Source organism: Paenibacillus sp. FSL P4-0127, from assembly GCF_038007325.1.
Lineage (GTDB): Bacteria > Bacillota > Bacilli > Paenibacillales > Paenibacillaceae > Fontibacillus > Fontibacillus macerans.
The window spans coordinates 3,800,341-3,822,575 of the sequence record NZ_JBBOWY010000001.1; the positions used below are offsets into that span (position 1 = coordinate 3,800,341).

General features: G+C 55.9%; 18 protein-coding genes. All 18 read left to right on the forward strand.

What is annotated here, in order from left to right; all coding sequences use genetic code 11:
- Positions 1–247: 247 nt before the first annotated feature.
- The 18 genes from NYE74_RS17135 to trmFO all read left to right on the forward strand — a co-directional run bounded on the left by NYE74_RS17135 (position 248) and on the right by trmFO (position 22,085).
- A complete protein-coding gene (locus NYE74_RS17135) occupies positions 248–1,198 on the forward strand; it encodes a DUF1177 domain-containing protein (RefSeq protein ID WP_124332712.1) in 951 nt (316 codons plus the stop codon).
- A complete protein-coding gene (locus NYE74_RS17140; protein ID WP_036622217.1) occupies positions 1,195–1,893 on the forward strand; it encodes an AroM family protein in 699 nt (232 codons plus the stop codon). The genes NYE74_RS17135 and NYE74_RS17140 overlap by 4 nt, the downstream gene beginning before the upstream one ends.
- Positions 1,894–1,946: 53 nt before the next feature.
- A complete protein-coding gene (locus NYE74_RS17145) occupies positions 1,947–2,891 on the forward strand; it encodes an aminopeptidase (protein WP_036622218.1) in 945 nt (314 codons plus the stop codon).
- 37 nt (positions 2,892–2,928) lie between these two features.
- Positions 2,929–3,591, forward strand: a complete 663-nt coding sequence (locus tag NYE74_RS17150; protein WP_036622219.1) for an aspartate/glutamate racemase family protein — start codon at positions 2,929–2,931, stop codon at positions 3,589–3,591.
- Between the two features lie 107 nt (positions 3,592–3,698).
- Entirely contained in the window at positions 3,699–3,854 is a 156-nt protein-coding gene (locus tag NYE74_RS17155) for a hypothetical protein (RefSeq protein WP_155621576.1), read from the forward strand.
- Between the two features lie 359 nt (positions 3,855–4,213).
- A complete protein-coding gene (locus NYE74_RS17160; RefSeq protein WP_341005006.1) occupies positions 4,214–5,758 on the forward strand; it encodes a PucR family transcriptional regulator ligand-binding domain-containing protein in 1,545 nt (514 codons plus the stop codon).
- 204 nt (positions 5,759–5,962) lie between these two features.
- Positions 5,963–6,973 carry an ABC transporter permease gene (locus NYE74_RS17165; protein ID WP_172531692.1) on the forward strand — a complete coding sequence of 337 codons (1,011 nt, stop codon included), beginning with the start codon at positions 5,963–5,965 and terminating at the stop codon, positions 6,971–6,973.
- Positions 6,974–7,013: 40 nt separating this feature from the next.
- Complete coding sequence (locus tag NYE74_RS17170) at positions 7,014–7,910, forward strand: ABC transporter permease (RefSeq protein WP_326044662.1); 897 nt, start codon at positions 7,014–7,016, stop codon at positions 7,908–7,910.
- Positions 7,911–7,960: 50 nt separating this feature from the next.
- Positions 7,961–9,565 carry an ABC transporter substrate-binding protein gene (locus NYE74_RS17175; RefSeq protein WP_341005009.1) on the forward strand — a complete coding sequence of 535 codons (1,605 nt, stop codon included), beginning with the start codon at positions 7,961–7,963 and terminating at the stop codon, positions 9,563–9,565.
- A gap of 27 nt (positions 9,566–9,592) precedes the next feature.
- Positions 9,593–10,864, forward strand: a complete 1,272-nt coding sequence (locus NYE74_RS17180) for a M20 family metallopeptidase (RefSeq protein ID WP_316561520.1) — start codon at positions 9,593–9,595, stop codon at positions 10,862–10,864.
- A 78-nt stretch (positions 10,865–10,942) separates the two neighbouring features.
- Positions 10,943–11,920, forward strand: coding sequence for an ABC transporter ATP-binding protein (locus tag NYE74_RS17185; RefSeq protein WP_155621578.1), 978 nt, complete (start codon positions 10,943–10,945; stop codon positions 11,918–11,920).
- Entirely contained in the window at positions 11,917–12,879 is a 963-nt protein-coding gene (locus NYE74_RS17190) for an ABC transporter ATP-binding protein (RefSeq protein WP_240751831.1), read from the forward strand. The genes NYE74_RS17185 and NYE74_RS17190 overlap by 4 nt, the downstream gene beginning before the upstream one ends.
- A 572-nt stretch (positions 12,880–13,451) precedes the next feature.
- Positions 13,452–14,354 carry a transposase gene (locus tag NYE74_RS17195; RefSeq protein ID WP_213509527.1) on the forward strand — a complete coding sequence of 301 codons (903 nt, stop codon included), beginning with the start codon at positions 13,452–13,454 and terminating at the stop codon, positions 14,352–14,354.
- A gap of 628 nt (positions 14,355–14,982) precedes the next feature.
- Positions 14,983–16,143, forward strand: coding sequence for an ADP-forming succinate--CoA ligase subunit beta (gene sucC, locus NYE74_RS17200; RefSeq protein WP_036622233.1), 1,161 nt, complete (start codon positions 14,983–14,985; stop codon positions 16,141–16,143).
- 33 nt (positions 16,144–16,176) lie between these two features.
- Positions 16,177–17,106: a succinate--CoA ligase subunit alpha gene (gene sucD / locus NYE74_RS17205; protein WP_036622235.1), complete on the forward strand. Its 930-nt coding sequence runs from the start codon at positions 16,177–16,179 to the stop codon at positions 17,104–17,106.
- Between the two features lie 294 nt (positions 17,107–17,400).
- Complete coding sequence (dprA, locus tag NYE74_RS17210) at positions 17,401–18,486, forward strand: DNA-processing protein DprA (RefSeq protein ID WP_036622236.1); 1,086 nt, start codon at positions 17,401–17,403, stop codon at positions 18,484–18,486.
- Between the two features lie 77 nt (positions 18,487–18,563).
- On the forward strand, positions 18,564–20,666 hold the full coding sequence (gene topA / locus NYE74_RS17215; RefSeq protein ID WP_036622237.1) for a type I DNA topoisomerase: 2,103 nt from the start codon (positions 18,564–18,566) through the stop codon (positions 20,664–20,666).
- Between the two features lie 99 nt (positions 20,667–20,765).
- Positions 20,766–22,085: a methylenetetrahydrofolate--tRNA-(uracil(54)-C(5))-methyltransferase (FADH(2)-oxidizing) TrmFO gene (trmFO, locus tag NYE74_RS17220; RefSeq protein ID WP_036622238.1), complete on the forward strand. Its 1,320-nt coding sequence runs from the start codon at positions 20,766–20,768 to the stop codon at positions 22,083–22,085.
- Positions 22,086–22,235 lie beyond the last annotated feature (150 nt).

Consider the following 22,235-nt stretch of genomic DNA (forward strand, 5'->3'; position numbering starts at 1 on the left):
CCGCTTGACATCCCGATAAATATAGTTTAGTTTTGGGACAAATTCATGCGATCATTTCGGCAAATATCATAAAGTAAGCTTTTCTAACATAACGGGAGAGAAAACGCTTGATTTTGCCTGTTTTTTATTCTCCCGGGACAATAAACCGGCGGGCCTTTTGGTAGAGGAGAACATTGTGGCCGTTCTTTTGCCTGGGTTACCATTAATGAAACTGATTGACATCAGGAGCATTGGGAGGTAACTAATAATGGCATTGAAACAGACATTGACGGTCATCGACGCGCTGGACAGCGCTCATGTAAACGGTGGAGCGGTAAAACGGTTGTTCGCCTCATTTCCCGGCGTTTCCGTTACGGTTCAAACGGTAACAGGGGAAAAAGGGAGCACGGATTTCATTAAAGTGATGATCCCGGGCGCTAACGGCAAAAGCAGCGGCGGCAGCGCGCCGACGTTGGGCATTGTAGGGCGGCTTGGGGGAATTGGCGCAAGACCAAGCCGGATCGGGATTGTTTCCGACGCGGACGGCGCGGTGGCGGCTATCGCTTCGGCTTTGAAGCTGGCGGACATGCAATTGAAGGGCGATACCCTGCCCGGAGATGTGATCGTGACGACGCACATTTGTCCCGATGCCCCAACCTTGCCGCATGAACCGGTTGATTTCATGGATTCGCCGATCGACATTCTCACCATGAACCGCCATGAAATCGTGCCGGAGATGGACGCGATTTTATCGATCGACACCACGAAAGGGAACCGCGTGATCAATCACAAAGGAATCGCCATCTCCCCGACGGTGAAGGAAGGGTATATTCTCCGCATCAGCGAGGATTTGCTGCGCATCATGGAAATGACGACCGGGCAGCTGCCGGTCACTTTTCCGGTGACGATGCAGGACATTACGCCTTACGGGAACGATTTGTATCATATCAACTCGATTCTGCAGCCTGCCGTGGCGACGGATGCCCCGGTGGTCGGCGTTGCGATTACGGCGCAATCGGCTGTTCCCGGCTGCGGGACGGGGGCCAGCCATGAAGTAGATATCGCCCAAGCGGTACGCTTTGCGGTGGAAACGGCCAAGGAAGTGGGCGGCGGGACCTGCCGTTTCTATAGTGCCGAAGAGTTTGCCCACATCACCAAACTCTACGGTTCGATGAAAGTGCTGCAAACGATGGGGAAAGAGACGGCGGTCCGGCAATGATCCGGACGGGCCTGGAACTCGTTCCTAAATTAGGCATGATTACGATCGGCCAGGCCCCGCGCACTGATGTGGCCCCGTTCTTGCTGAAGCAGCTTGAAGGACGGGCCGAACTGGTGCAGGCGGGGGTGCTTGACGGCTGGGGGCTTGAGGCAATCGAAGCCGAGTTGTCTCCAACAGGCAGCAGTTACATGTTGACCTCGCGGCTGGCCGACGGCCAGGCGGTAGTCGTGGCCCGCGACAAAATCTTGCCCCTGCTGCAGCGCAAAATCGCCGAATTGGAAGCGCAGGGGATCCGCCATATCCTGCTTTTGTGCACGGGCGTGTTTCCGGGGCTGCAGGCAGCATCGGCCCATTTGATCGAGCCGGACCGCGTTCTGACTCCTGCCGTGGCGGCGCTGGCGGGGAACCGCCGGCTTGGTGTGATCTGTCCGCTTCCCGGGCAAGCCGCTGCCCTTCAGGCGAAATTCGCGGAATACGGCATCAAACCCGTTTTCGCCGCGGCATCGCCTTATACCGGAAACTGGCAGGATTTTGCCGCTGCGGCCAAAGAACTGAAGGGGCGGGCGGATGTTTTGCTGCTGGATTGCATGGGTTATACCGAAGGGCACAGAAACTGGGTCACCGCGCTGTCCGGGCTGCCGACGATTTTGTCCAGCTCGCTGATGAGCAAACTGGTATCCGAAGTGATCGCCTGAACGAAGTAAGGCGGCTTTGCCTACGCAAAGCGCGCCAATGAAAGGTGACGACCATGAACGAGAGAATTGTGAAGTCCAGCAAAAAGCTGCTGGCTGAATGCCTGGCGCTTAAGGCCGGGGAAAACTTTTTGGTGGTGGCGGACGGACCCAAACAAACGTTGGGCGAGCTGCTGCAAAAAGCCGGCCGTGAACTCGGCGCGGAATCCGTGCTGATGGTCATGGAAGAGCGCTCCCGGTCAGGGGAAGAGCCCCCGGCGGCGGTGGCCGCGGCCATGGAGGCCGCCCAGGCCGTCGTATGCGTCACGGAGCACTCGCTGACGCATACGAACGCGCGGAAACGAGCGGCGGCTGCGGGGGCCAGGGTAGCCACGATGCCGGGGATTACGGAAGATATGTTTCTAAACGGAGCGGTGACGGCCGATTATTTGCAGGTCAAGGAACTGACCGAGCAATTAACCGCCAGACTGACCCAGGCGCGTCATGTGCGGGTTGAGAAAGCGGGCCGGGCGTTGGAATTTTCGATTGAGAACCGGGACGGGGTGCCGAGCACGGGCATGTTTGTGGAACCGGGGCAGTCGGGCAATCTCCCTTCCGGCGAGGCTTATATCGCTCCGGTAGAGGGGAGCGCGTCGGGGCAGCTGCTGGCGGACGGTTCCGTGGCCGGTTACGGCGTTCTTGCCGCCCCGCTTTTGTTGACGGTGGAGCAGGGAAGACTTGTCCAAGCGGAAGGCGACGGAGCCAAGGAACTGCTGGAAATGCTGGGCGATGGCGACGGACGCTGGCTTGGCGAGTTTGGCATCGGCACCAACGACAAAGCGCGCATTACCGGCGTTGTGCTGGAGGACGAAAAAGTATTCGGCACGATTCACGTCGCTTTTGGCAGCAACAACACGTTTGGCGGCCAAATCGCGGCCGGGGTGCATATCGATATCGTTGTGAAGGAGCCGGACGTGTATTTGGACGGCCAGTTGATCATGTCGCAAGGAAAACTTGTCTAAATGAAGTCAAGTTGTGCGAAGGGGAGGCCAGGTTCAAATGCTGGGAATAATTCGAGTCATCACTTTGCAAGACCGCCGGGACGCGGAATTGCATGGGGAACTGATCCGTCAAAAATTCGGACTTGACGTCAGGAGCGCCTGCATTCCGGACCAGCCAAGCGGGGTTTATGACGAGCGGACCGAGCGGCTGGCCGTGCCTAAGATTGTCGCCTTGGCCAAGCGGCTGGCGGATGAAGGATGCACGGCCATCGGCATCAGCTGCGCGGCCGATCCGGCCCTGGAAGAATGCCGGCAAGCGCTTTCGGTTCCGGTGCTGGGGGCGGGCTCTTGTGCGGCCCACCTAAGCCTTACCCAAAGCACCCGCGTCGGCGTGTTGACCATTTTGCAGGAGACTCCGCCGCTCATCCGTTCCATTCTCGGAGAGGCTTACGTTGGAATGGACCGCCCCGAGGGGGTCACGACCACCCTGGATTTGCGGACAGACCGGGGGCGGGAAGCGGCTTTCGAAGCGGCGCAAAGATTGGCGCGGCGGGGAGCGGCCGGCATTGTGCTGGCTTGCACCGGATTTGCGACGATCGGCTTTGCCGCGGAACTGAAGGCGCAGCTTGGGCTGACTGCGTTTGATCCGATTGATTCGCTGGGGGCCGCGGCCGTTATGGCCGAGCGGCACAACAACGGTTCTAGTAGTTTTCAACACTAGTGAACAGCGAAGGCTGATGGGTTGGCCGGAAGATCAACATCCCCTATCCGGGCGCTTTTGCACGATTATCCCATTTGATCAGGAAGCAGGGAAGAAGATCAATTCAGGTGAAGAAGATCAATTCAGGGGAAGAAGATCAACTCAGGAGAAGAAGATCAATTCAGGGGAAGAAGATATGGTTGGGAGAAGCAGACAAGTTCGAGATCATTAGACAGATTTATGAGAAAGAACCTGCAACCCTTTCCCCTGAACGAAAGGAATAATCGTGCAAAGCAGTATGCAGGAGACACCGAGACACGAATGCTATAGAGCCGCTTTAGCCGCTTACCTCAACCACCTCAGTCTGGCATCCTGGTTGTAAATTGCCACTGCTGTCGCCGGACATGCACGTTACGCACAGTAACATGAACATCCTCCATATGATCGATCCTATAACCCTGCGGGCCTTCTGAAAGTAAATAACGCGTCTTATAATTCATAACAAGCGTTCGATTGTGCTGATGGTACAAGTTGGACGCTTATTTTTTCGACATTTTTTGCCATTTTGATTTTTTTAAAAGCCGTCTTCTGGTAAACTAGCATGAAATATTATTTTCTGTGCCGGCACAAGGGGGGCGAAGATGTGGAAAAAAATACAGGAACCACCGTCAAGGAAGTGCTTAATCTTCCGATCTTGCGGCAGGCCAAAGTGCTTAGCGGGTACAAAGGCTTGGATCGCGTCATCCAGTTCATCGATATTATGGAGGTGCCCGAACTTAAGGGATGGGTTAAGGAAGGCGTGCTTATTTTGACTACGGCGTACGCGATCCGCAACGAACCGCTGCAGTTGACCGAGCTTGTCCGGATTTTGCACGCTTCCGGCGGAGCGGCGCTGGCGATCAAGCCGACCCGTTTTTTGCAGGGGATTCCGCAGCAGACCTTGGATGTCAGCAACGAAATCGAGCTGCCGATCATTGAAATACCGGCGGAAATTCCGTATACGGACATCACCCGGCCGATCATGGAGCTGATTTTGGACCGTCAGGCCGCTTTGCTTCGCCGTTCCGAAGAAGTATACCGCACGCTCACCGCCATGGTGCTGGAGAACAGCGGGATTCAGGCCGTCAGCGACAGCGTGTCCGGCTTGCTGCGCGCTCCCGTCAAGGTGGTGGACACGGAAGGAAAAACGATTGTGTCTTCGCCGGCGGATCTGTACTGGGGAGAGGCGGATTCGCCTTTGCAATGGGGGATCACGGTGGACCGCCGCCAGGTGGCCAAGCTGCTTGTAGCGAAGGACAGGCTGGATGAAATGGAAAAGGTCTGTATTGAACAAGCCCGGATTGTGCTGGCGCTGGAAATCATGCGCGGGAAAATCGTCGCGGATACGGAGCACCGGCTGCGCGGAAATTTCATCGATGAATTGCTTACCCCGCCCGTTCCTTCCCGGCATGAAGTGGAGCAGCGGGGCCGCAAGCTCGGCATGCATGTGGAACATCTGTGGGAAGTCGCCGTGATCGAAGGGGATCAGGCTCCCGCTGAGGAAGCGCTGCTGAAACGGCTTGGGGAGGAAGCCAGACTGCGGCGGGTCAGCCCGCATGTCGAGTTTCGCTCGAACCGCGCCGTCCTGTTCCTACCCAGCATGGACGTAAAAAGAGCCGAGGATTTGCGCAACCTGCCGAAGCCATGGGCGGATACTTTGCTCGAATGGGTTGGCGATAAAGCGTTGGGGGCAACGGGCAGCCTGGTTGGGGTTGGAAGCAAAAAATATTTGTGGGAGATTTACGACAGCTATATCGAAGCGCGCAAAGCGATGGCCGTCGCCCGCCGCATGCCCCGGGAAACGCCGGTCATCCGCTACGAAGAGGTGGAGATCTATCATTTGCTGGGAGAGGCGATGCAAAAGACCGATTTCAGCCAGCTGTTTGAGCGGAAACTGGGCGCTTTGCGCCGCTATGACGAAGAGCATAACGGAGATTTAATGCGCACCTTCCTTTGCTATTTGGAGACGCGCGGAAGCTTGATCGAAACCGCAAGCCGGCTGTACATTCACCGCAATTCCGTGAAATACCGGATGGAGAGGATCAAGGACATCACGGGATTTGATCTAAGCGATGCGCGGGAACAGCTCGTCTGCCATTTGTGTTTAATCTATTTTTATTTGCATGATAACGCACCCGCCGACCTATAACTTCCATTTGCAGTGTTATATATTCTAACTTTTAAAGACATATTCGTCCTAAGGATACAAACGGGGCGGGCATTTTTTAGTTGGAGGGGACGTAGTGAGCCGCTCGGAAACTATGTAGAATGAGCACAATTCAGTAAAACCTTTTTCGCAGGACACCTAACCTGACATGGACTGAACTGAAGGTGAGAGAGAGGGGGTGAGAGGTTGTTCACTTATACGATCCGGAGACTCGGACAGATGATCCCGGCGCTGATCGGCATCGTGCTGATTACGTTTATCCTGTCCCGCGTGCTGCCGGGCGATCCGGCGGTGATGGTGGCCGGCGAACAGGCGCCTCCGGAGGTCATCGAGAAAATCAGGCACGACATGGGGTTGAACAAGCCTCTGTTTGCCCAATTTTTCGACTACCTGGGGCAATTGCTGCGCGGGGATTTGGGCTTTGCGTACCACACCGGGCATACGGTGGCAAGCGATTTTGCTTCGCGATTCCCGGCCACGGTGGAGCTTACGCTGGCGAGTATCTTGATCGCCGTGATCGTGGCCATCCCGGTAGGCATCGTTGCCGCAACCCGCAAAGAATCGATCATCGACCACATATCGCGCGTATTTTCGCTGGTGGGCGCGTGCATGCCGATTTTTTGGCTCGGACTGATTTTGATTTACGTGTTCTACTCCAAGCTCGGCTGGGCGCCGGCGCCGATGGGGAGAATCAGCGGCGATCTGAATCCGCCGACGGACATTACCGGTTTGTACGTTTTGGACAGTTTGCTGTCCGCGGACTTTGTTGCTTTAAAGAGCAGCATTGTCCATCTGATTTTGCCGGCCATCTGCCTTAGCACCGGCACGATGGCGATCGTGGCCCGGATGACGCGCTCCAGCATGCTTGAGACCATCGGCCAGGATTTCGTCCGTACGGCGCGGGCCAAGGGCCTCGGCGAAGCGGTCGTGATCGGAAAGCACGCGCTAATCAACGCGCTGATTCCGACGCTTACGGTGCTTGGACTGCAGTTCGGTTATCTGCTGGGCGGCGCGGTCATTACGGAAACGATCTTTTCCTGGCCGGGGGTGGGCGGTTATATCACCGATTCCATTCTAGCGGCGGATTACGCGCCGATTCAAGCTTTTACGCTGGTCAGCGCCGTGTTGTACTGCTTGATTAATTTGCTGGTGGACTTGCTGTATGGCCTCCTGGATCCGCGTATTCGCTACGAATAGGCCAACGAAGCTCACTAGATTAGAGAAAGGGGGAAATGCCATGTCTGCCGGGTCGACGATGACGGCGGAATCTCCGGTTCAGCCGGCCAAAGCACGCAAAGCTACGTTCCTGCGGCTGCTGCTGCGCAACCGGCTGGCGACCATCGGTTTGACGTTTATCCTCTTGTGGACGATCGCCGCGATCATTGCGCCGTGGGTCGCTCCGTACGATCCTTACGTACCGGATACCGCCGCCAAATTGCAGCCGCCGAACGCCGCCCACTGGCTGGGTACGGACAACTTCGGGAGAGATATTTTCAGCCGCGTTCTTTACGGGGCGCGAATCAGCATTTGGACGGGCCTGATCGCGGTGGGAATCTCTTTTGTGATCGGAGTTCCGCTGGGCGGGTTTGCCGCTTATTACAGAGGAAAAACCGAAACGGTGATTATGCGCGTGATGGATGTGCTGCTTTCTTTTCCATCGCTCGTTCTGTCGATGGCGATCGCCGCTTCCATGGGGGCCGGTTTATCCGGGGCCATGATCGCGGTCGGTATCGTGGGGATTCCCGAATTCGCCAGGCTGATGTATGGACAAACCGTTTCGCTGCGCGAAAAGGAGTTCGTGGAAGCCAGCCGGTCGATCGGGGTCAAGGATCGCGTCATTTTGTTTAAGCATATTCTCCCGAACGCCCTTGCTCCGCTTTTGGTACAGGCAACTTTGGGCATGGGGTTTGCGATATTGACCGCGGCCAGCTTAAGCTTTCTCGGCCTTGGGGTGAAACCGCCGATCGCCGAATGGGGCGCCATGATTTCGGAGGGCCGGGAATATATCATTTCGGGCGAATGGTGGCTTGTCACTTTCCCCGGCTTGGCCATCGCCACGGCGATTCTCGGCTTTAACCTGCTGGGGGACGGATTCCGCGATATTTTGGACCCGCGCTTGCGGTCCGGTAAATAGGGGTTATTTTCTATACCATATAAAACAAAAACAAAAGGGGAGATCGAGTGATGAAGACAGGAATGAAGTATTTTCTGGCGCTGGTATCGTTATGTGTAGTATTGGCCGGCTGTGCTCCCAAAGCCAATCCGCCGGCAGCCGAAGGAAACTCCAAGGGTCAAAATGAAACGTCCGGACAAGCGGCAGGCGGCTCCAGCACGCTGACCGTCGCTTTTTCCGAAGGGGGAACGACCCTCGATCCGGCGGAAGCGAGCGACCTTACATCCGACACGTTCGTCATCGCCGCTTACGACCAGCTTGTCACCTACGGGGTGAAAAACGTCGATGGCGCGGATGTAGCCGACACCGACAATATTAAGCCGATGCTGGCCAAGGAATGGGAAGTGTCCGACGATCAATTGACCTATACGTTTAAACTGCAGGAAGGCGTGAAATTCCACAGCGGCAATCCGCTCACCGCAAAATCGGTCGTTTATACGTTTGATCGCGTGAAAAATTCCAACTCCGGCAGCTTCCTGTACGGAATGGCGGATATCAAATCGGTAACCGCGCTTGACGATTCCACCGTGCAAATGGTGCTGAACAAACCGAATCATATGTTTTTGCAAATCATCGCTTTGTACAACTTCTCCATCGTTGACGACGTGGCCATGGAAGGCAAACCTGCCGACTATTTGAACACGAACACGGCCGGTTCCGGTCCGTTCCTGCTGGAGAAATGGGATCCGGCCAGCGAAGCGGTGCTGACGGCCAACAAAGACTACTGGCAAGGCGCTCCGAAACTGGACAAGGTCACGCTCAAATTCACCAAAGAAGCTTCGAACCGCGTGATGCTGCTGAACAAAGGGGACATCGACATGGCCATCGAAATTCCGGCCAAAGATGTGGCCAGCCTGGAAGCCAACAGCGCATTGACGGTTAAGTCGAATGCCAGCAACCGGATTTTGTACCTGGCTCTGAACAACAAGGTCAAACCTTTCGATAATGCGAAGGTGCGCCAGGCGATGGCCTATGCGGTGCCTTACGATCAGCTGATCAACGATGTTATGCACGGCCAGGCGAAAATCATGAAGAGCTCCGTGGCCAGCAATACGCCGGGATACACCGACAAAGGTTATGTTTACGAGCACAATCTGGAGAAAGCGAAGCAGCTGTTGGCGGAGGCCGGTTATCCGGACGGGTTCACATTTGACCTGACGCTGGGCTCGGGCTTCCAGGACTGGGAAGACGACGCGGTGCTCATTCAAGCGGAACTGGCCAAAATCGGCGTAACGATGAACATTAACAAAGTAGCGCGCGCTCAATTCCTGGAAATGCAAAAACAGAAAAACCTGGCCGCCTATATCTCGAAATGGACGTCTTTCGTCAACGATCCTTCCTATCACCTCGGCTTTTTGATGTACGGCAAAGGATCGTCCAACTACCATAACTACAGCAATGCTGAAGTGGACAAATTGTGGGAGCAGGCCAACCTGGAGTCGGATCTGGAAAAACGCAACGAACTGTACGCTAAAGCGCAGGAAATCATTACGACCGAATCGCCGTGGCTCTACTTGTACGAATACAACCGCATCGTGGGCATGAACAGCAAAGTTAGCGGCTATGTGTACTACCCGGATGAAGTCATTCGCTTCTATCCGTTGTCCAAGAACTGATTTAAACGGAGAAAAGGAGTGGCGGCTGTGACAGACTGGAAAACGAAAGTTTTGGAAGAAATCGACGCGCGGCAGGACGAGCTGCTTGAGCTTTGCTCGAAACTGATCCAGTTTCCGACGGAAAATCCGCCCGGCGACTCGCGTGAAATCAGCGCTTTTATCATTGACTACTTGCACCGGGCGGGAATATCGACGGACATTCACGCGGCGACGGAACAGATGCTGAACCTGGTGTCGAAATACAAACCGGCTTCGAGCAACGGCCGGAAAAAATTGATCTTTTGCGGGCATACCGATGTGGTGCCCGCAGGAGATCTGGATCGCTGGGACTTCGATCCGTTCAGCGGGGAAATTCGCGACGGCTACATGCTGGGGCGCGGCGCTTCGGACATGAAAGGCGGACTGGCCGGCCTTATTTTTGCCACCGCGCTGCTGGCCAAGCTGGGCGTGCCGCTGCAAGGCGATCTGTCGCTGCTCATTGTTCCAGACGAAGAAACGGGCGGCCATCTCGGCGTGCCGTGGGTTTTGGAACGCGGCTTGATCACAGGCACCGCGGCGGTGATCGCCGAGCCTTCGGGGCCGCTGAATCCGACGATCGGACAGAAAGGAAGCTGCTGGTTCGAGTTCACCGTGGAAGGGACGCCGGGCCACGGCAGCCTGTCGCCGATCGTCGGCGAGAGCGCGATCGTCAAAGCGGCCAAAGGCATCGAGGCGCTGCAGCGGCTGTGGGATATCGAGCCTAAAATACCGGACGAAGTGAAGGAAATCATCGAGATTTCCAAGGAGTACGCGAAAGAGCGGGAAGGTCAGGGCCTGGCTCATCAAGTTTTTGATCATGTTACGGTCAATATCGGAACGATTCAAGGCGGCACCAAGGTCAATGTCGTAGCCGACCGCTGCACCGTGCAGGTCGACTCCCGCGTGCCGTTCGGCGTGGATTACCGCGAGGTGATGGAACGGGCACATTCGCTGCTCCTCGGCGCAGGGATCGAAACGGAAATTAAACCGTTTGGTTTTCAGGGCAACGCCAACTGGACGCCGCCGGAGGAGCCGGTCGTCCGCCATCTGGTGGACAGCATCTCCGAGGTCAGCGGCGAGGAGGCTTACGGCGTATTGCAATGGGCTTCCAGCGACGCCCGCCATTTCCGCACCCATCAAATCCCGGTGCTGCAGTACGGTCCGGCAGAGCTGTCCACGATCCACAATTTCAATGAGAAGGCCCCGGTTTGGCAAATCATCCAATGCGCGAAAGTGTACGCGCTCACGGCCCTGAAATATTTGGGAGTCGATGAGGAATAGCAGGAAATAACGTGAAATAGCAGGACGGCGAACTTGAAGAGTTATCATTGAAGTTTTTTGGCAAAGGAGGGGACCAGGATGGCCAATTTGCTGGAGATCTCCGGCCTCCGCACGGAGTTTACGACGCCGGGAGGCGTCATCAAGGCGGTGGATGGCGTCAGCTTTACGGTGCGCAAAGGGGAAACGCTCGGGATCGTCGGCGAATCGGGATGCGGGAAGAGCATCACCTCGCTGTCGATCATGCAGCTCCTACCGAAGCGGGTAGGCCGCGTCGCGGCGGGGGAAATCCGCTTCGAGGGCAAAAACCTGCTGACCGCTTCGCGCAGGGAAATGCGCCAAATTCGCGGCAATCGCATTGCGATGATTTTCCAGGAGCCGATGACGTCCCTGAATCCGGTATTCAAAGTCGGCAAGCAAGTATCCGAAGCCGCGCGTTATCATTTGAAAATCGGCAAACAGGAAGCGCGTAAGCGCGTGGTGGATATGCTGGCCAAAGTCGGGATTCCCCGTCCCGAAAAAATATTCGACCAATATCCGCATCAACTGTCCGGCGGTATGCGTCAGCGGGTGATGATCGCCATGGCGATGGTGTGCAACCCGAGCCTGCTGATCGCGGACGAGCCGACCACGGCCCTCGATGTGACGATTCAGGCGCAGATCCTCGACCTGATGCGCGATTTGCAGAGCAAAGAAGGGACATCGATCATGATGATCACACACGACCTAGGGGTCGTGGCGGAAATGTGCGATCGCGTCGTAATTATGTATGCCGGGCAGGTCGTGGAAGAGACGGACGTCAAGACGCTGTTCCGGGAGCCGAGGCATCCTTATACCCGCGGGCTGTTGGCTTCGCTGCCGCAGCTGGCGGGGGACACCGACCGGCTTAAGTCGATTCCGGGACAGGTTCCGAATCCGCTCGAAATGCCTTCGGGCTGCCGCTTCGCTCCCCGCTGTCCGATGCGGGTCGAACGCTGCGAACAGTCGGACCCGGAACTTAAGGAAGTCGCTCCCGGACATCTGTGCCGGTGTCTGCTTGAACAGGAGGCCAGCCTATGAGTACGCTGCTTGAAGTGCGCAACCTGAAAAAGCATTACCCGATCCGCAAAGGGCTGCTGTCCAAGCAAGTCGGCTCGGTGAAGGCGGTCGACGGAGTCACGATGTCGGTGCAGCGGGGGGAAACGCTGGCCGTGGTCGGCGAGTCCGGCTGCGGCAAATCGACGACAGGGCGGGCGATTCTTCGCCTGATTGAGCCGACGGACGGCGAAATCTGGTTTGACGGCACCGATGTGCGGGCGCTGAACCCGGAAGGGTTGCGGCAGCTGCGCACACAGATGCAGATGGTGTTCCAGGACCCTTACGCTTCGCTTGATCCGCGCTGGACCGTACGGCAGACGCTGGAGGAGCCGCTGCGCACGCACAATCCCGGCAGCGCCGCCGCGCTGAAGGACCGGGTAGCCGAATTGATGGAGGTCGTCGGGTTATCGCCATATCACGCCGACCGCTATCCGCACGAGTTTTCAGGCGGTCAGCGGCAGCGGATCGGGATTGCCCGGGCGCTGGCGCTGAACCCGAAGTTTATCGTCTGCGACGAGCCGGTCTCCGCGCTGGATGTATCGATTCAGGCGCAGGTGCTGAATCTGATGCAGGACTTGCAGGACCGGTTTGGCTTGACCTATCTGTTTGTATCACATGACCTGTCCGTGGTGAAGTTTATCAGCGACCGCGTCGCGGTGATGTATTTGGGCAAAGTGGTGGAGCTGGCGCCGACGGCGGAGCTGTTCGCGGCCCCGCTGCACCCGTATACCAAGGCGCTGATGTCCGCCGTGCCCGTGCCGAACCCGGAGCAGCGGCCGGAAAGAATCGTTCTTACCGGCGATGTTCCGAATCCGGAGCATCCGCCGAGCGGCTGCGCATTCCATACGCGCTGCCCGCTAGCGACCGATCTCTGCCGCAAGGAGCCCCCCGCGTTAAGGGATGTGTCTTCCGGCCGGCAGGCCGCTTGCCATCTTGTGTAACTGATTCGGAGATGAACATATACAATAGTAGAGAAGCGGAATAGGCGTACGCCTGTAGGATGTTGCTTAAATGTTTGAACCGCCGGTTTTTTGTACCGGCGGTTTTTTTAGATTAAAGACTTATAACTCAACTTTCGCAGCAAAAAATCGGCAGACACGCCTTGATGTAGCTGGGTAAAGCAGCAATCCATTGGCCGGAGGAAGCGTCAACGATGCAGAGGCGTCACGATCCGGCGGGGTCAGCGTACCTACCTTTTGCTCCGTAGCCGTTTCGAGCCGTGTCAGAAATCGACGCCAGGTGAGGGGGCTGTCTAAAGGGTTCTGTCTTGGTGTTCGTGTCTTGGTGTTCCTGCCTGCCTGCTGCCTTTGCACGATTATCCCTTTCGTTCATGGAGCAGGGGTTGGGGGGAGAGAGCAAGGGTTCCGAAAAAGAGAGGAGAAATAAACAAAAAAGATGGGAAAAAATGAGGCGGTTCAAGTGAGATTTTTGGCTTGATAAGAGAACGTACGTTTGCTATAATGAAATAAATGGAACTGATGTTCGTACATTCTTGATTCGGGGGCGAGCGGGCATGGAATTCAATACGGAAACGGAACTTCAACCATTCTACAGCCGTTATAACAGCGAGCAGGATTGCATGGAGGCGCTAATCGCGATGAAGTGGCCAAACGGCTTCGTCTGCCCGCGCTGCGCTCACACCCGGTGCAGCCGTCTGACTTCCCGGCATATCCCCTTGTTCGAGTGCGGAAAGTGCAAGCATCAAACATCGCCTTTGGTCGGTACGATTTTTGAAGGAACGCATCTCCCCCTGGTGAAGTGGTTTCAGGCGCTGGAGTTGTTCCTGCTGGAGGGCGGCATCTCGGCGCTGCGGCTGCGCAAGGTGATCCGGGTCACCTACAAGACCGCCTGGTCGATGCTGCACAAAATACGCCATGCCGTGGGGGAGTTCGATGCCCGGGAGCTGCTCTCCGGAGACGTGAAGGTGAACAGCGATCAGTATGGGCGTAATCCGTCCCGGTGTCAGCTTTCGCATCCGTACGCCTCGGCGGTCGTAGCGGGATGCACGGTCACGGAGTCGGGCGAGCTGGAACAGGTCAAAATCCGCCTGGTGCCAAATAAGCGGGGAGGCGAAAAAAGGGCAAACCGTCACGATCTAACCGCGTTTATCAATGGGCATGTGGATGTCTGTACATCGGCGGTACAGTTGTTCCCTCAGGCCTTTCGGCTGTATGCGCCCTTGCGGAAAGTGGTGAGAGAGGCGTGGGAATCGCTGAAGAGTACGTATGGAGCCTTGGGACTGAAGCATCTGCAGGCGTACCTGAACGAATACACCGGACGCCGCCGGCTGCGCCTGTCCAGAGCGGAAGAAACGATGCGGCAGAAGTTGCTGGGCATGTGTGTGGCGATTCCGGCGATCCCTTACCGTAAGCTGATCGCGCGCCAACCGAACCAGTCCCTTGCGGCTGCGGCCTGATCGAGACGCTGGAACGGTGGGGGGAGCTTGATGCAGATCAACTTAATGGGTCCTTGATCTCCTGTCCGGTCTGTTTTACCTACCCTAAACCTGATTCCTTCTCCTAAGCCCGTCTAAATTATCTCGAACCTATCTGCTTCTTCACTAATATTTTTTTCTCCCGAGCTTGTCTGTTTCTCTGCTACCTGATCAAACGGGATAATCATGCAAAGTCTCCGGACATCGAGTGTCGATCTGCCTCACCCCCCTCCACTCCCCTGTCCTCAGACCCATGCCAAAAGCATGAATACAGCCCCGGAATTGCAAGCATATTTCTCACATTGAAACAATAGTGACAACGTTCGGGTTGTTGTTAAAAAAAAGTCGAGATTCATCTCGATGCGAGATGTGTGTTCCGACAAAAATCAGCTTTTTTATCGGATAGACAGTTAAAAATGATGAAATGTGTCTAGTAATGATTCATCTCAACTTGAGATGAAAACGATATAAAAAAGTTGTGTATAAATGATGAACTTTTTAAGGAAAGCGTTTTAAAAAAGTGGTACAATAATCTGGGTTTCAGCTGATGTTTCCATGATGAGGGCTTTTTAACCTCTAATACCGCCTGTTGATAGGAGGATTTTTACGCATGAATATCCATGAATATCAAGGAAAAGAAGTCCTGAAGCAGTACGGCGTTGCCGTTCCTGAAGGACGGGTGGCATTTACGGTCGATGAAGCCGTTGAAGCGGCGAAAGCGCTGGGGACTCCTGTAGTCGTTGTCAAAGCGCAGATCCACGCCGGGGGCCGGGGAAAAGCCGGCGGCGTCAAAGTCGCGAAAAATTTGGACGAAGTCAAAAGCTATGCGCAGGAGCTTCTCGGCAAAGTGCTGGTCACGCATCAGACGGGACCTGAAGGCAAGGAGGTTAAGCGACTCCTGATCGAGCAGGGCTGCGATATCAAGAAGGAATACTATGTCGGCGTTGTCGTCGACCGCGGCACGGGACGCGTTACGATGATGGCTTCCGAGGAAGGCGGCACGGAAATCGAAGAAGTGGCCGCGGCTACGCCGGAGAAAATTTTTAAAGAAGTGATCGATCCGGCAGTCGGACTTACGCCGTTTCAGGCGCGCCGTTTGGCTTTTGCGATTAACATTCCAAGCGAGCTTGTCGGAAAAGCCGCGCAGTTTATGCTGGCTTTGTACAATGCGTTTATTGACAAAGATTGCTCCATTGCGGAAATCAACCCGTTGGTTGTGACCGGTGACGGCAATGTGCTGGCACTCGACGCCAAGCTGAATTTTGATTCGAACGCTTTGTTCCGTCACAAGGACATTTTGGAGCTGCGCGATTTGGAAGAAGAGAACGAAAAGGAGATCGAAGCCTCCAAATTCGACCTTAGTTATATCGCCCTCGATGGGAACATCGGCTGCATGGTTAACGGGGCCGGCCTGGCGATGGCAACGATGGACATCATTAAATATTATGGCGGCGACCCGGCCAACTTCCTGGATGTAGGGGGCGGTGCGACGGCCGAGAAAGTCACGGAGGCGTTTAAAATCATTTTGTCCGACGCCAAGGTGAAGGGTATTTTCGTCAATATTTTTGGCGGCATCATGAAATGCGACGTCATTGCTTCCGGCATTGTTGAAGCGGCAAAGCAGGTCGGTCTGGACCGTCCGCTCGTCGTACGGCTGGAAGGCACGAACGTAGCTCTTGGAAAACAGATTTTGGCCGATTCGGGGCTGGCGATCGTATCCGCAGACTCCATGGCTGACGGCGCGCAAAAGATCGTTTCGCTTGTATCCTAAGTTTTACCTATCCATGAAGGGGAGGCTCGAAATATGAGTATTTTGGTCGATAAAAATACAAAGGTCATCACCCAGGGGATTACAGGCAAAACCGCCCTGTTTCACGCCAAAGGCGCCCTGGATTACGGCACCCAAATGGTGGGGGGGACTTCGCCGGGCAAAGGGGGAAGCCAGGTTGACATTGCCCTGGAAAACGGGAGCACGGTCAGCCTGCCCGTTTTCAACACGGTGAAGGAAGCGAAAGCCGCTACCGGTGCGACCGCCAGCGTGATTTACGTGCCGCCGGCGGCGGCGGCCGATTCCATTCTCGAAGCCGTAGAAGCGGAAATGGAGCTCGTCATCTGCATTACGGAAGGGATTCCGGTGCTCGATATGGTTAAAGTCAAACGTTATATGGAAGGAAAAAAGACCGTGCTGATCGGTCCGAACTGCCCTGGCGTAATCACACCGGGGGAATGTAAAATCGGCATTATGCCGGGATACATTCATCTTCCCGGTCATGTCGGCGTCGTCTCCCGCAGCGGTACGCTGACGTACGAAGCCGTGCATCAGCTTACGACCCGCGGCATCGGGCAATCCTCGGCCGTCGGCATCGGCGGCGACCCGGTAAAGGGATCGGAGTTTATCGATATTTTACGCCGGTTTAATGAAGACGAGAATACGCATGCCGTTATCATGATCGGGGAAATCGGCGGCACGGCGGAAGAGGAAGCGGCCGAATGGATCAAGGAAAACATGACGAAACCTGTCGTCGGTTTCATCGGCGGGGTTACGGCGCCTCCGGGAAAACGGATGGGTCATGCCGGCGCGATCATTTCCGGCGGGAAAGGCACGGCGAAGGAAAAAATCGCCAAGCTTGAGGCCTGCGGCATCAAAGTTGCGCCGACGCCTTCGGAAATGGGCGCTACGCTCGTCAGCGTGCTCGAAGAACGCGGTCTGCTCGACCTCTGCACGACACATTGATTTTTATTTGGTATAATATGCTAAAGTGCGAGTTCAAAAAGTCGGCTTTTCAGCACCGAGAAGGTTGGATGAAGCTAGGGACTGAGGAGCGGAGCGTACGTTTTGGGTACGTGAGCACCGGAAGGCCCGGCTGAATTCAAGATTCGACGTCGAATCCGCTTCTTGTCTTGCTTCGTGATCAAAAGTTGACTTTTTGAACTACCTTTGAAAGGTAAGCAACCTTCTTATGGCCCATTGCGGCGGGAAGGTTGCTTTTTTTGTTGTACTGGCATACATCTGAATGGAGGAATGGCGATGGAGAAAAAATGGATTCTGGTGGGGCTGCACGAAAGCCCCGGACTTGGCTGGAAAAGAATTCGGGGCATTCTGTCCCGGCCCGATTGGGGGGAGGCGCCGGACTTCACCTCCGCGGACTGGATGGAGCGGGGGCTCGGTTCCGAACTGGCCATGCAAATGTCCGAGCTTTTCACCTTGAACTGGATCGAGTCCCGGTTGGAGCTGATGAGGCGCAAAAGGATTCAAGCGATCACCCGGTTTGATGAGGAGTATCCCTTATTAATGAAGGAGACCGCCCGCCCGCCTTGGGTGTTGTACACGCTGGGCGAGCCCCGCTTGCTCTCCACGCTGTCGGTAGCCGTCGTAGGAACGCGTCTGCCTACCGCGTATGGACGCAAGGTTGCCGTTCAGCTGGCGGAGGAGCTGTGTGCCCACGGCATTACGGTCGTCAGCGGTTTGGCCCGCGGGATTGACGGGATCAGCCACGAGGCGGCGCTCCGGGCGGGCGGCTCGACAATCGCCGTGCTGGGTACGGCCATTGATGTCGCCTATCCGCCGGAAAACGCCTCTCTGTACCGCAGCATTGCGGAACAGGGGCTGATCGTCTCCGAATACCCGATCGGCACGCCGGGCCATCCCGGCATGTTTCCACGGCGCAACCGGATCATCGCCGGGATCAGCCGCGGCACGGTGGTCGTGGAAGCGGACGCCCGCAGCGGTTCGCTTATTACGGCGGATTGGGCGCTGGAAGCGAACCGGGACGTATTTGCCGTGCCCGGTCCGATCACCTCGCCCAAAAGCCGCGGTACGCTGGCGCTGCTAAAGCAGGGGGCGAAAATCGTGACCGATGCCCAGGATATTTGGGAGGAATATGGGGCTATCCTTCCCGTGCCCAAAATGCCTGTCCAAACCGGGAAAAACGCAAACAAGTTGACAGATGAGGAGCGGCGCATATACCATATGTTGGAGCAGGGAAACGCCAGTTTTGACGAATTGCTTGTAAAAACCGAATGGGATTTTGGACTTTTACATTCAGTTCTGTTATCTTTAATCATGAAAAAAACGGTGGTCCAGCTCCCTGGCTCCGTATATCAACTAATATAGTCCATTCCTAACCGAGAGTGGCTGAATATATGACTATATCAGATGGAAGTTTGTATGTTTGAGAGGAGGACGAACCTGTGGCGGATTCACTCGTCATCGTGGAATCGCCTGCCAAGGCGAAAACGATTGGCAAATACCTAGGCAGCAAATACATCGTGAAAGCCTCAATGGGCCATGTTCGCGATTTACCCAAAAGCCAAATTGGGGTTGAAGTTGAGAACGACTTCAGTCCGAAGTATATTACGATCCGTGGGAAGGGTTCCGTATTAAAAGAATTGAAGGATGCCAGTAAAAAGGTCAAAAAAATCTATCTGGCAGCCGACCCTGATCGCGAAGGAGAAGCGATAGCCTGGCATTTGGCCCATGTTTTGGACGTGGATGAAAAAGAAACGTGCCGCGTCGTATTTAATGAGATTACGAAGCAGGCCGTGAAGGATGCGTTTAAAAGCCCGCGCAAAATCAATATGGATTTGGTAAACGCGCAGCAGGCCAGACGCATTCTGGACCGGCTCGTCGGTTACAAGATCAGCCCGCTGCTGTGGAAAAAGGTCAAAAAGGGTTTGTCGGCCGGCCGTGTTCAGTCGGTTGCCGTCAAGATCATTTTGGACCGGGAAAACGAAATTTCCGCGTTTGTGCCCGAAGAATACTGGAGCATTACGGCGAGGCTAAAAACCGGAGAGTCTTCGTTTGAAGCGAAGTTTCATCAACTCCGCGGCGAAAAGCTTGAGCTGAAGAGCGAGCAGCAGGTTAAGGAGATTTTACAATCCATCGAAAAAGCTAAATTCAGCGTTGCCGAAGTCAAGGAGAAGGAACGTCTGCGCCATCCCGCCGCTCCGTTTACGACAAGCTCCCTGCAGCAGGAAGCGGCCCGCAAGCTGAATTTCCGCGCCGCCAAAACGATGTCCGTCGCCCAACAGCTGTATGAGGGCGTTGACCTCGGGAAAGAAGGCACCGTCGGCCTCATTACCTACATGCGTACCGACTCGACCCGGATTGCCGCGTCGGCGCAGGAGGAAGCGAAGGAATATATCCTGGGCAAGTACGGCAAAGACTACGTTCCCGAATCGCCGCGCCAGTATTCGAAGAAGGCGGCCGGCGCTCAGGATGCCCACGAAGCGATCCGCCCGACGTCGGCAATGCGCGACCCCGAATCGGTCAAGGAATTCACCAGCCGGGACCAGTATCGGCTGTATAAGCTGATTTGGGACCGCTTTATGGCCAGCCAAATGTCTTCGGCCGTACTGGATACGCTGTCCGTCGATATCGCTGCCGGCGAAGCAACGTTCCGCGCCGTCGGGTCGAAAATCCGCTTTCCGGGATTTATGAAGGTATATGTGGAGGGCAACGACGACGGAAGCGCCAACGACGATGACAAGTTTTTGCCGCCGCTGGCACAAGGGGATAAGCTGATCACGGAAGAGATCGAGCCGAAGCAGCACTTCACCCAGCCGCCACCACGGTATACGGAGGCCCGCCTCGTCAAAACGCTGGAGGAACTGGGCATTGGACGCCCAAGCACCTATGCGCCGACCCTGGAGACGATTCAAAAACGCGGATACGTCGCGATTGAGGAGAAGAAGTTTGTGCCGACCGAGCTGGGCGAGCTGGTCATCGAGCAAATGGAGCAATTTTTCCCGGAAATCCTCGATGTGGAGTTTACGGCCCATATGGAGGAAGATCTTGACCATGTGGAAGAGGGCGCCGAGGATTGGGTCCGGGTGCTCAGCGAGTTCTACGAATCGTTTGAGAAGCGGCTTAGCGTGGCCGAGGAAGAAATGAAGGAAATCGAGATCGAAGACGAGGTTTCCGATGAGCTTTGCGAAAAATGCGGCAAACCGATGGTGTATAAGCTGGGGCGGTTCGGCAAGTTTCTCGCTTGCTCGGGGTTCCCGGATTGCCGGAACACGAAGCCGATCGTCAAGGATATCGGCGTTACTTGCCCGAAATGCAAGGAAGGCCATGTGGTAGAACGGCGCAGCAAGAAAGGGCGGATTTTTTACGGCTGCGATCGTTATCCGGAGTGCGATTTCGTATCCTGGGATAAGCCGTCGCCCAAGCCCTGCCCGAAATGCGGCTCGCTGCTCGTGGAAAAGCGGAACAAGCAGGGCGGCAAGCTGCAGTGCACTTCCTGCGATTACGTGGAGGCCATCGAGGAAAACGACGACGGGGCCGACGAATAAACCGCGGCCTCCCGTTAGAACCACTACCGTACAAATCCATATTTGAAGCGGGAAATCATCTAAGATACCCAGCAGGAGACTTGGGGGGATTTTACTCTTATGAACAACAATAAAGTAACGGTTATCGGTGCGGGGCTGGCGGGCAGCGAAGCGGCTTGGCAAATCGCGAGCCGCGGCGTCCCCGTCGTGCTCTACGAAATGCGCCCGGTCGTAAAAACCCCGGCTCACCACACGGATAAATTCGCCGAGCTCGTATGCAGCAACTCGCTGCGGGCCAACGGTTTAACCAACGCCGTCGGCGTGCTCAAGGAAGAGATGCGGCTGCTGAATTCGCTCGTGCTCGGCGCCGCCGACCGCAATGCGGTTCCGGCGGGCGGGGCGCTGGCGGTGGACCGCGACGGCTTCTCCGGAGAAATTACGCGCACGCTGCGCGAGCATCCCCTGATCGAAGTGGTGAACGAGGAGATCCGGGAGCTTCCGCAGGAGGGGATCGTCGTGATTGCCACGGGTCCGCTTACGTCTCCCGCACTGTCGGAACAGATCAAGCGGCTGACCGGCGAGGACTACTTTTATTTCTATGACGCCGCCGCCCCGATCGTGGAGAAAGACTCGATCGATATGGGCAAAGTGTATCTCGCCTCCCGTTACGATAAAGGCGAAGCCGCTTATCTCAACTGTCCGATGACGGAGGAGGAGTTCGACGCTTTCTACGAAGCGCTGATTTCCGCCGAAGTGGCCCAACTCAAAGAATTCGAGAAAGAAGTGTATTTCGAAGGCTGCATGCCGATCGAAGTCATGATGCGGCGCGGCAAGCAGACCGCGCTGTTCGGGCCGATGAAGCCCGTGGGCCTCGTCAACCCGCATACCGGCACGCTCCCTTATGCCGTTGTGCAGCTTCGCCAGGATAACGCGGCGGGGACGCTGTACAACCTGGTGGGCTTCCAGACCCATTTGAAGTGGGGCGAGCAGAAGCGCGTCTTTTCGATGATCCCCGGCCTGGAAAACGCCGAATTCGTCCGTTACGGCGTCATGCACCGCAACACCTTCATCAATTCACCGAAGCTGCTTGACCCGACGTATCAGCTGAAGGCGAGGCCTACGCTCTTTTTTGCCGGCCAGATGACCGGCGTCGAAGGCTACGTCGAGTCCGCCGCCTCCGGCCTGATCGCCGGCATCAACGCCGCGCGCGCCGCCTCCGGCGCCGAAGGCATCGTCTTTCCCGCGGACACGACGCTCGGCAGCATGGCCCGTTACATCACGACCGCGGACTTCGAGCATTTCCAGCCGATGAACGCCAATTTCGGCCTGTTCCCGAAGCTGGATACCCGCTACCGCAAAAAAGCCGAAAAAAACGAAGCGCTCGCCCAGCGTGCGCTGCAAAGCTTGAGAAACTTTATGACAGAAGAACGGTTGGGCTAACCACCGTTTTTTTGCACTCTACGTGACAAAAGGGAATCCAGCAAGCTCATTAAGTCATAACATAGAACTAGCGTTAAAAAAAGCGCCAGTTGCAGCTCGTAGTCAAGCGAATCCCGAAGGGAGAGCGCTAGGAGCGCCTCAGTAACTCCC